Genomic DNA, 9,915 nt, shown 5'->3' on the forward strand with positions numbered 1-9,915 from the left:
GCAGCAAGCCAGGCGAGGACGTCACCATCGGTGACGCGTCCGTCTGGGGTGGGTTGAACGTGGCGAGCCAGCTGCCCGCGCAGGCCAGCCGGCTCTACAGCACCAACGTGGTGAACCTGGTGATGCTCCTGCACTCCGACGGCCGGCTCACGGTCGACCTGGACGACGAGATCATCGCCGGCGCCTGCGTCACCCATGACGGCGAGATCCGCCACGCGCCCACCCGCGAGCTGCTCGGAGAGGAGCACTAGATGGACGGCGTCGCGCTGCTCACGGTCTTCGTGCTGGCGGTCTTCGTCGGCTACGAGGTCATCTCGAAGGTGTCCAGCACCCTGCACACCCCGTTGATGTCCGGGTCGAACGCGATCAGCGGCATCGTCCTGGTCGGCACGATCGCGGTCGCCGCGCACACCGAGTCGACCGCGATCTTCGTGCTCGAGCTGATTGCCATCGTCCTCGCCACGATCAACCTGGTCGGCGGGTTCGTCGTGACCGACCGGATGCTGCAGATGTTCCGGGGCCGGGCCCGCAAGGCGAAGGAGCCCCCAGCGTGAACGAGAACTTCGCCGCGGTCTTCTACCTCGTCGCGGCGGTCTGCTTCATCGTCGCGCTCAAGGGACTCTCCTCGCCGAGGTCCGCCCGGCTGGGCAACGTGATCGGCGCGGCCGGCGCGCTCGTGGCGGTCCTCGTGGTGTTCGCCGCCGAGCGCCCGGACCGGCTGGTGTTCATCCTGCTGGCGATCGCCATCGGCGGCGCCATCGGCGCGGTCGCCGCGCAGCGGGTCGCGATGACCGCCATGCCGCAGATGGTCGCGCTGTTCAACGGTGTCGGCGGCGCGGCCGGCGCGCTCGTCGCGCTGCTGGAGCTCGCCGAGGGGGCCGGCGGGGGGCTGGCATACCTCGCGGTCACCGCGTTCACCATCCTCATCGGATCGATCACGTTCTCCGGATCCGTGCTCACCTTCGCCAAGCTGCAGGAGATCGTGACCGGCCGGCCGATGATCTTCCCGGGGATGCGGTGGGTGGCCATGGTGACCGTCGCCGGCGCGCTCGCCACCGGGATCTGGGTGGCGGTCGACGGGGCGATGCTCGGCGCCGTCCTGCTCGCGGTGCTGACGCTCGGCGTCGGCCTGCTGCTGGTGCTGCCGGTCGGCGGGGCGGACGTGCCGATCGTCATCTCGTTGCTCAACGCGTTCAGCGGCGTCACCGTGGCGGCGAGCGGGTACGTGCTGTCCAACACGCTGCTGATCGTCGCCGGCACGCTCGTCGGCGCCTCCGGCACGCTGCTGACCAAGATGATGGCGGACGCCATGGGCAGGTCGCTGGTGAACATCATGTTCGGCGCGTTCGCCGGTGGCTCGACGCTGGGCGCCACCACCGAGTCGGACCGCCCGGTCCGCTCCGCCGGCCCGCAGGACATCGCGATCCAGCTCGGCTACGCCCGCAAGGTGATCGTGACGCCCGGCTACGGGCTCGCGGTCGCGCAGGCCCAGCACACCCTGCGCGACCTCGCCGACGAGCTCGAGCGACGCGGGATCGAGGTGGTGTACGCGATCCACCCGGTCGCCGGACGGATGCCGGGCCACATGAACGTGCTGCTCGCCGAGGCGGACGTGCCCTACGAGAAGCTCAAGGAGATGACCGCGGTCAACCCGGAGTTCCGCACCGCGGACGTCGCGCTCGTGGTGGGCGCCAACGACGTGGTGAACCCGGCCGCGCACACCACACCCGGCTCGCCGATCTACGGCATGCCGATCCTCGACGCCGAGAACGCCTCCTCGATCGTCTTCCTCAAGCGGTCCATGCGCCCCGGCTTCGCGGGCATCGAGAACGAGCTGCTGTTCGACCCGAAGACGACGCTGCTGTTCGGGGACGCGAAGGACTCGCTCGGCAAGCTGGTCGCGGCCGTCAAGGGTCTGTAGCGGGAGCACCGCTGCCCGATCCGTTGACCGGTCCGCCCGGCCGGGTTGAGGTCGTCCACATCAGAGACAACCCTTTTGGCCCGCCGATCACCGTCCGGTAACTCGGCGTGCTCGGGGTGGCAGCGGCTCTCGACGTGAGCCGGCACGCGGTGCACAAGTGGCACTAGCCCGCCTCCCCGGAATTCAAAGTGTTGGTTGCGTTCCGGTGAACGGTGCGGATGTGCGGTTGATTGTGGCTGGGTGGCGTCACGGTCCCCTGAGGTTGCGTTGGTCGGCGCGAGACTCAGCAACGATGATCCACTGTGGTGACAGGCCCTGGCGGGCCGGCTCATCGTGTGTCGCCGTGGCTTGGCTGGTTTGCGCGAGCGGTGCCGGTTGCGGCATGTTTGCGCGCGGAGCGCCGGGAAGTCTGGTCGGCACGCCCCGCCGCGAGGGTGGGCGGTTCGGCACGGACGGAGTGGGTCGATGGCGCTGGTGCTGGCGTTCGGGGTCGTGCTGCTGGTCAGCGTGTCCCTGTCGGGGGTCGCGGCCAGGACGATCCTGTCCACTGCCCTGATGTTCCTCGTGGCCGGTGCCCTGATCGGTCAGGGCGGCCTCGGCCTCGTCGACATCCCGTCCGACGGTCCGTTCGTCACCGTGCTGGCGGATCTCGCGCTCTTCACGGTGCTGTTCACCGACGGGCAACGTGCCGGGCTGCCCGCGCTCAAGGAGGGCTGGCGGCTGTCCGGACGCGCGCTCGGCCTCGCCATGCCGCTGACCATGGTCGGCATCGCCGTGCCCGCCCACTACCTGGCCGGACTCGACTGGCCGACCGCCTTCCTGGTCGGCGCGATCCTCTCGCCGACCGACCCGGTGTTCGCCTCCGCGATCGTGGGCCGCAAGGACGTGCCGGTGCGGCTGCGGCGGCTGCTCAACGTGGAGTCCGGGCTCAACGACGGGCTCGCGCTGCCGTTCGTGCTGATCTTCCTGGCCACGGCGGCGCACGAGAGTGCCGACCTGGGCACGGTCGCCATCGAGTTGGTCGTCGGTCTCGCGCTGGGCATCGCGATCCCGGCGGTGGTCGTGCTGGCGTGGCGGCTGCGGATCCTGACCGCCGAGCCGCGGCTGCAGGCACTCGGCCCGCTGGCGATCGCGGTCATCCTGTACGCCGCGTGCCATCTCACGCACGCCAACCCGTATCTGGCGGCGTTCGTGGCGGGGTCGACGATCGCGACGCTGGACAAGGTGGCCGCCGAGCGGTTCGAGCACTTCGGTGACCTGCTGTCGGAGACCACGAAGTTCGCCGCACTGCTGGTGTTCGGCGCGCTGATCACCCCGGATCGCATCTCCGATCTCAGCGTCGGCGACTGGGCGGTGGCGGTCATCGCGATCCTGCTGGTCCGCCCGGCGGCGATGCTGCTTTCCTTGCTGCGCACGACATTGCCGGCGCGGGAGCGCTCGGTCGCGGCGTGGTTCGGACCGAAGGGCTTCGCCTCGGTCGTTTACGGCCTGCTGGTCGTGCAGGCCGGGCTGCCCACCGGGGACCACGTCTTCGACCTGGTCGCGATCACCATCGCGCTCTCGATCGTGCTGCACTCGTCCACCGACGTTCCGGTCGCCAAGGCGCTGCGGGTCGAGCCGCCGGACAACCTGCCCACCGGGAGCCCGGAAGCACCGGCCGCCGACGATCACAGGTGAGCACGCCGATCAGGCCCACCGACGGCGCGTTCCGTGGGACCGTGGACGTGACGGCGACGCGGCGCCTGGAGGTGGTGGGACATGGTCAGCGAGTTCGACCAGCGGGCGCTCGACCAGATCGACCGCCTGCTCACCCTCGACGACCCTGACCTCGCCGCCCACTTCCTCGGCTGGACGGCGCCGCCGCCGAACCGGCGTCGCTGGCCTTACCTCGTCACGGCGGCGATCGCGGTCGTGGTGATGGCGGCGAGCGTCGTGCTCGGCTGGGCCGTCGTGTTCTGGCTTGCGGCACTGTGTCTCGGCGCCGTCATCGGCACGCGGTGGTGGCGCATCGGCAGGCCGGCCCGCCGGCGTCTCCGCTGACCACGCCTGACCGGGTTCGGCCGTGGCGCTCGGTGTGGCGCTCGGCGTGGTGGCCGGGTCCGGGGGCGGAAAGGTGAGGCCGGGTACGTCGAGCGGGGTGTCGGGGTCCAGTTCGATCCCGCCGGCGCGGAGGATGTCGTCGAGGATCAGCCACACCCAGCGGGCCAGCAGGCGCACGAGCTCGGCGTGGTCCATGTCGCGGGGGTTGTCCAGCGAGCGTGCTGGTGTCCACGAGCCCGACGACGCCGAACGCGACCGGCTCGGCGACTCGGGTGTCGATGCCGAACACGGTCAGGTAATGAATCTCGCACCCGGCAGCGGGCCGATGGTGCTCGCCGTGGCCCGCAGGTCGCCGACGTACAGGCTGACCACCGCGGTGCCCGGCGGCGGGGCCGGCACCGCGGCATCGGCGGGCGGTGGCGACGTCACGGCGTAGGGCAGGGCGGTCCTCGCCGGCGACGCGGCCACGACCGCGATCCGCCGCACGCGGCCACGCGGCCACGCGGCCACGCGGCGGAGTGTCCCGCATTGCCGAGCCCCTAGTTCTGACCGCGGGTGGTGCCCGGGCCAGACCGTAAGGCGACTCGTCAAGTCCCGCGAATCGAGAAGTGTCGGGTCGCCGGGGACGGGGTACGCGCTTCGTGCGGTTCGTCGCAGGGGAACAGGAGCCATGGACGACCAGGCGATACGGGACTTGCACGAGCGGGTCACGCTCGAGCCGGTCCCGGGCGTGACCCGGCCGGCGCGGCCGGGCATCGGGTCCGCGTTGCTCGGGATGCTGGGGACCACCGACCACAAGCAGATCGGGATCCTCTACCTGGTCACGTCGTTCGGGTTCTTCCTGGCCGGCGGGCTGATGGCCCTGCTGATGCGCGGGGAGCTGGCGGCGCCGGGGCTGCAGTTCCTGTCCCAGGAGCAGTACAACCAGCTGTTCACCATGCACGGCACGATCATGCTGCTGCTCTACGCGACGCCGACGTTGTTCGGGTTCGCCAACGTGGTGCTGCCCTTGCAGATCGGGTCGCCGGACGTCGCGTTCCCGCGGTTGAACTCGCTGTCGTACTGGCTGTTCGCGTTCGGCGGGCTGATCGTGATGGCGGGGTTCGCCACGCCGGGCGGTGCGGCGGGGTTCGGGTGGTTCGCCTACGCGCCGTTGAACAGCGCCGTCTACTCACCGGGGGTGGGCGGCAACCTGTGGGCGATCGGGCTGATCGTGTCCGGGCTGGGCACGATCCTGGGCGCGGTCAACATGGTGGTCACGATCGTGTGCCTGCGTGCGCCCGGGATGACGATGTTCCGCATGCCGATCTTCACCTGGAACATCCTGTTCACCTCGATCCTGGTGCTGCTGGCGTTCCCGGTGCTGACCGCGGCGCTGTTCGGGCTGCTGGCCGACCGGCTGATCGGCGCGCACGTGTTCGACCCGGTGAACGGCGGCAACATCCTGTGGCAGCACCTGTTCTGGTTCTTCGGCCATCCCGAGGTCTACATCGTGGCGTTGCCGTTCTTCGGGATCATCAGCGAGATCATCCCGGTGTTCAGCCGCAAGCCGCTGTTCGGCTACCGCGGGCTGGTGTACGCCACGATCGCCATCACGGGGCTGTCGATGACCGTGTGGGCGCACCACATGTTCGCCACCGGCGCGGTGCTGCTGCCGTTCTTCTCCCTCACCTCGTACCTGATCGCGGTGCCGACGGGGATCAAGTTCTTCAACTGGATCGGCACGATGTGGAAGGGTGCGCTGACGTTCGAGACGCCGATGCTGTTCTCCATCGGGTTCCTGGTGACCTTCCTGTTCGGCGGGCTCACGGGTGTGCTGCTCGCGGCGCCGCCGGTCGACTTCCACGTGACCGACACGTACTTCGTGGTGGGCCACTTCCACTACGTGCTGTTCGGCACGATCGTGTTCGCCACCTTCGCCGGCATCTACTTCTGGTTCCCCAAGATGACCGGCCGCATGCTGTCCGAACCGTTGGGGCGACTGCACTTCTGGACCACGTTCGTCGGCTTCCACCTGACGTTCCTCGTCCACCACTGGCTGGGCGCGGAAGGCATGCCGCGCCGCTACGCGGACTACCTGGCCAGCGACGGGTTCACCGTGCTGAACGTGCTCTCGACGATCGGCGCGTTCCTGCTCGGCGTGTCGATGCTGCCGTTCCTGTGGAACGTCTTCCGCAGCTACCGCTACGGCGACCCGGCCGGCGCGGACGACCCGTGGGGCTACGGCAACTCCCTCGAATGGGCCACCTCGTGCCCGCCGCCACGGCACAACTTCACCGAGCTCCCCAGGATCCGCTCCGAGCGGCCCGCGTTCGAGCTGCACTACCCCCACCACGTGGATCACTTCCGCGAGCAGGCACGCCACCAACCCACCTGACGCGCCGCTGGTGGGCAAGCATGCGGGCGTCACGCGTCGAAGGAGTCCCACTCCACGTCCGCCGGCTCGGTGAGGTACGCCAGCCGCCCGGGCTCGTCGGCCGCCAACCACACCTCGTGCGTCGCCGCCGTCTCGGCAACCTCACCCGGACCGGGGTTCGGGCCGCTGAAGGCGAGCAGCCCGTCGGCCGCATGCAGTCGGTGGCCAGGGGCCGGCCAGCGCCATTCCGGCATCGGCAGCGGGCGGAGCGGCGCCAGAATCTCCGCCAGCGCGGCCGCCGACACCCAGCTGGCGCAGGCGCCGTGCGAGGCGCCCATGATCGCTTCGAACACCGCGACGTGGAGCAGGAACGTCGACAGCGACTCACCCGTGGGCTGCCAGCTGTCGCCGTCGACGTTCTCCCGGTCGTAGACGGGCGGGTCATCGCCGTCGGGAGCGGTCGCCCACAGCCACACCCCCTGGTTCTCCTCCCAGAACACCAGCTTTCCATCGTCGATCCAGGGCTGGCTCAGCACGTGGTTCTGCGTGACGACCGGCGCCGACCAGCGTGCGGTCAGCTCGAACCAGTCGCGCAGCGGCCGCGGAGTTCCGTCCACCGCGGTCGCCGCCGGCTGCCGGTCCGCCGGTCCGTACCAGCGGGACAGGAATCGCTCGAGACTGTCGCGTCCGACGTGGAAGAGCTCACGCACAGCCGGAGTCTGACATGAACACGTCTTCATGTGGTGCTCAGGCGGGCTTCATCGTTCGTGCGCATCGTGGGGAGGGTGGCTGTTGAAGTGCGTGACGCGGTCGGCGCCGATGTCGCGGTGCTGACCGGGGAGTCGGCGCGCGAGCTGATGGTCGCGGTGCTCTCCGCGGTCGGCGGGCGCCTGGTGGAGTGGACGGCGACGCAGGTCGCGTACCGGCCGGGGGCAGCGACGACGGCGTCCTACACGGCGCGGGTGCGGTGGGCGGACGGGTCGGTGACCAGCGAGCGGCTCGGCGCCTGCTCGGGCTCGCTGCCCGACGGCGTGGCGCGGCTCGGTGACGGCCGCACGGAGATCGGGATGTGGCGGTTCCCGTTCGACCCCGCGCTGCCGGGCCTGCCGGCCGCGATGGACCTGGAGCGGATGCGGCGGCTGCTGGGCGACGCCGGCTTGGGCGCGGGCGGCCTGCCGCGGCCGCGGGTTCGGGCCTACCGGCCGATGCGCCGCGCGGTCGTCGAAGTGTCCGCGCCCGGCGGCGCGCGGATCTTCGTCAAGGCGGTCCACCCGCGGCGGGCGCGCCGGCTGCACGAACGGCACCGGGTCGCGACCGCCGCCGGGGTGGCGGTGCCGGCCTCGCTGGGGTGGACCGACGACGGGTTGGTCGTGCTCACCGCGCTGCCCGGCCGGACCCTGCGTGAGGAGCTCATCACCACGGGTGCGAACCGGCTCGACCCCGACCGCCTGGCCGGCGGCGTGGTCGGCGTGCTCGACGCGCTGCCGGTCGCGCTGGCCACCGGGCGTCGACGCCGTACCTGGGGGCAGAAGGCGCCGCACTACGCCGAGGTGATCGCCGGTGTGCTGCCGCCGATGGCGGACCGCGCACGCCGGATCGCCGCGTCGGTCGACCACGACACGCCGGAGGGGCCCGACGTCGCGGTCCACGGTGACTTCTACGAAAGCCAGCTGATGGTGGCCGACGGCCGGATCGCCGGCCTGCTGGACATCGACACGGCGGGACGAGGGGAGCGGCTGGACGACGCCGCCTGCCTGCTGGCGCACTTGGCGGTGCTCGCGCAGATTCGGCCGGACCGTGCCGAGGTGATCAACCGGCTGGGCTCCAGGCTGGAGCGCCGGTTCTCGCGCGACCTCGGCCGGGCGGCGCTGGCCCGACGCACCGCCGCCGTCGTGCTCTCGCTGGCCACCGGCCCACACCGGGTACAGGAAGCCGGCTGGCCACAGCACACCGAGCGACGCGTGGCCCTGGCCGAGCAGTGGCTCGCGTTCGCGGAGCCCACCGCACCGTCCGCCACATCGTCCACCACATCGTCCACTGTGGAGTCGTCCACTGTGGAGTCGTCACGGTCCGATGTGGCCGCTCGATGAAGAGCTCTTCATCGCGACAGCGACGTTCCCCTCATCTTCGTCCGCGATCGTGGGAGTCACGAGGCAAGGACGACACATCGGAAGGAACAGTACTCATGGACATCAAGCGCCCGTGGATCGTGGCGGCGGCCACGCTCGCGGTGGCCGGGTTCGGCACGGCGGCGATGGCCTCCGCGAACGTCTCGCTCAACGACCCCCAGCCGGCCCCGGAGGTCGAGCTGGTGGACGACGAGCACGCCGATCCGGTCGCCGACGATTCGCCGGAGTCGGCGGACTCGCCCGCCGCGTCGCCGTTCGACTCGGCCGACTCGCCCGGCGACCCGGCCGGTTCCGGTGACTCGGCGTCGTCACCGGCCGGGGCGGGCAGCGCGGCCTCGGCGGACAGCCCGGCCGGCGTCAACCGCCCGGCCCCCGCGCCGAAGGCCACCGCGAACACGCCGGTGCAGGTCCCGGTGAGCGCGGACTCGCCGGCCGGCGCGGACAGCGGGAGCAGCGCCGACAGCGCCGGCAGCGCCGACTGACCCATTGCCCGGAAGGCGTCCTTCAGGTCGCTGGATGCCCGGAAGGCGTCCTTCCGGGCATGGGTCGGGCGCGGGGTGGCGGGGTGGCGGGGATGAAAACATACTCATCTCGTGCTCATGTTCGCTTCGCCGGCGCTGCGCACGCTATGAGGATGACGCTCGACTCACGGCGGGCCGTGCTCGCGGCGGCCATCGCGCTTCCGCTCGCGGCGGCGCTGGCCAGCTACGGCCTCGTGGGCGACACGGAGCCACCCGAGATTCCCGGGCCCGTCCGGGTCGGTGAGTCGGCGAGCCAGGTGCGGCCCGCACCCGGTGCGCCGTCCACCAGCCCGGGACCGAGCACACCGCCCACGACGACATCCCGGCCGCCCGCCACCGGCGAGCGGCCCGGACCACCGGGAACCGAGGTCGTCCCGCTCCCGCCGCCCGTGACCGACGACGATGACGACGACAGCGACGAAGACAGCGGGGGCGACGACTCGCCGGACGATGACGACGACGACGATGACGACGACGGTGGCGGTGACTGAGCCCGGCACGGCCGGTTCGGCCGGTTCGGTCCCGCGCAACGCCCGGCGTGGTGTCCCGGCGCGCGTCCGCATCATGGGCTGGCTGATCCTGCTGATGACCGTGGTGCTGCTCTCCGTCGTGGTCGTGTCCCGCAACCTCCTGCTGCAGGGCGTCGAAGCCGCGGTCAACACCGCCCTGGAACAGGAGACCCGGGAGTTCTCCGGGGTCGCGGCGTCCGGTGTGGACCGGGCGACCGGCCGGCCGTTCCAGAACATCACCGAGTTGCTGCACAACCACCTCCAGCGCCAGTTCCCCGACGACGACGAGGTCCTCGTCGGGGCGGTGCGCACCCGCGCCGACGGTCGTTTCATACTGCACCTCCTGCGGTTGTTGGGGTTGTTCGCTTGCCGCGCGATGTGGGTTTGGCGGCTTGCTGTCGGTAGATGGCCTGGGTTTCCTCGTCCCAGGGGATGCACC

Annotated in this window: 10 protein-coding genes and 2 pseudogenes; 10 read left to right on the forward strand and 2 right to left on the reverse strand. The window is 71.0% G+C overall.

All coding sequences use genetic code 11. The annotated features are described in order from the left end of the window. From ACRDTB_RS35580 to ACRDTB_RS35600, 5 genes and pseudogenes are all read left to right on the forward strand, one after another. A pseudogene (locus ACRDTB_RS35580) lies at positions 1-251 on the forward strand (NAD(P)(+) transhydrogenase (Re/Si-specific) subunit alpha); the annotation flags it as partial. Beyond that, positions 252-554: an NAD(P) transhydrogenase subunit alpha gene (locus ACRDTB_RS35585; RefSeq protein WP_431436651.1), complete on the forward strand. Its 303-nt coding sequence runs from the start codon at positions 252-254 to the stop codon at positions 552-554. Further along, complete coding sequence (locus tag ACRDTB_RS35590) at positions 551-1,921, forward strand: NAD(P)(+) transhydrogenase (Re/Si-specific) subunit beta (protein ID WP_431436652.1); 1,371 nt, start codon at positions 551-553, stop codon at positions 1,919-1,921. Before ACRDTB_RS35585 ends, ACRDTB_RS35590 begins: the two co-directional genes overlap by 4 nt. A gap of 465 nt (positions 1,922-2,386) precedes the next feature. Further along, positions 2,387-3,598 carry a cation:proton antiporter gene (locus ACRDTB_RS35595; protein WP_431436653.1) on the forward strand — a complete coding sequence of 404 codons (1,212 nt, stop codon included), beginning with the start codon at positions 2,387-2,389 and terminating at the stop codon, positions 3,596-3,598. A gap of 81 nt (positions 3,599-3,679) precedes the next feature. Then, a complete protein-coding gene (locus ACRDTB_RS35600; protein ID WP_431436654.1) occupies positions 3,680-3,961 on the forward strand; it encodes a DUF3040 domain-containing protein in 282 nt (93 codons plus the stop codon). Between the two features lie 291 nt (positions 3,962-4,252). Here ACRDTB_RS35600 and ACRDTB_RS35605 read toward each other — a convergent pair whose 3' ends face one another. Then, positions 4,253-4,471, reverse strand: coding sequence for a hypothetical protein (locus ACRDTB_RS35605; RefSeq protein WP_431436655.1), 219 nt, complete (start codon positions 4,469-4,471; stop codon positions 4,253-4,255). 160 nt (positions 4,472-4,631) lie between these two features. Between ACRDTB_RS35605 and ctaD the strand changes: the two genes are divergently transcribed. Further along, positions 4,632-6,338 (forward strand): aa3-type cytochrome oxidase subunit I, encoded by a 1,707-nt coding sequence (gene ctaD, locus ACRDTB_RS35610; RefSeq protein ID WP_431436656.1) that lies wholly within the window; start codon positions 4,632-4,634, stop codon positions 6,336-6,338. A 29-nt stretch (positions 6,339-6,367) separates the two neighbouring features. Here ctaD and ACRDTB_RS35615 read toward each other — a convergent pair whose 3' ends face one another. Continuing rightward, positions 6,368-7,027, reverse strand: a complete 660-nt coding sequence (locus ACRDTB_RS35615) for a hypothetical protein (RefSeq protein WP_431436657.1) — start codon at positions 7,025-7,027, stop codon at positions 6,368-6,370. Positions 7,028-7,102: 75 nt separating this feature from the next. Here ACRDTB_RS35615 and ACRDTB_RS35620 point away from each other — a divergent pair, with 75 nt between their 5' ends. The 4 genes and pseudogenes from ACRDTB_RS35620 to ACRDTB_RS35635 all read left to right on the forward strand — a co-directional run. Further along, positions 7,103-8,407, forward strand: coding sequence for a phosphotransferase family protein (locus tag ACRDTB_RS35620; RefSeq protein ID WP_431436658.1), 1,305 nt, complete (start codon positions 7,103-7,105; stop codon positions 8,405-8,407). 95 nt (positions 8,408-8,502) lie between these two features. Then, positions 8,503-8,928, forward strand: a complete 426-nt coding sequence (locus ACRDTB_RS35625; protein WP_431436659.1) for a hypothetical protein — start codon at positions 8,503-8,505, stop codon at positions 8,926-8,928. A gap of 152 nt (positions 8,929-9,080) precedes the next feature. After that, on the forward strand, positions 9,081-9,458 hold the full coding sequence (locus tag ACRDTB_RS35630; protein ID WP_431436660.1) for a hypothetical protein: 378 nt from the start codon (positions 9,081-9,083) through the stop codon (positions 9,456-9,458). Then, positions 9,433-9,915, forward strand: a pseudogene (locus ACRDTB_RS35635) (hypothetical protein); the annotation flags it as partial. The gene ACRDTB_RS35630 and the pseudogene ACRDTB_RS35635, both read left to right, overlap by 26 nt.

This window comes from Actinophytocola sp., assembly GCF_050699935.1.
Taxonomy (GTDB): domain Bacteria; phylum Actinomycetota; class Actinomycetes; order Mycobacteriales; family Pseudonocardiaceae; genus Actinophytocola.

Coding starts and splice junctions, on each gene's coding strand:
- ACRDTB_RS35585 (WP_431436651.1), top strand. CDS start 252: ATGGACGGCGTCGCGCTGCTCACGGTCTTCGTGCTGGCGGTCTTCGTC.
- ACRDTB_RS35595 (WP_431436653.1), top strand. CDS start 2,387: ATGGCGCTGGTGCTGGCGTTCGGGGTCGTGCTGCTGGTCAGCGTGTCC.
- ACRDTB_RS35600 (WP_431436654.1), top strand. CDS start 3,680: ATGGTCAGCGAGTTCGACCAGCGGGCGCTCGACCAGATCGACCGCCTG.
- ctaD (WP_431436656.1), top strand. CDS start 4,632: ATGGACGACCAGGCGATACGGGACTTGCACGAGCGGGTCACGCTCGAG.
- ACRDTB_RS35625 (WP_431436659.1), top strand. CDS start 8,503: ATGGACATCAAGCGCCCGTGGATCGTGGCGGCGGCCACGCTCGCGGTG.
- ACRDTB_RS35630 (WP_431436660.1), top strand. CDS start 9,081: ATGACGCTCGACTCACGGCGGGCCGTGCTCGCGGCGGCCATCGCGCTT.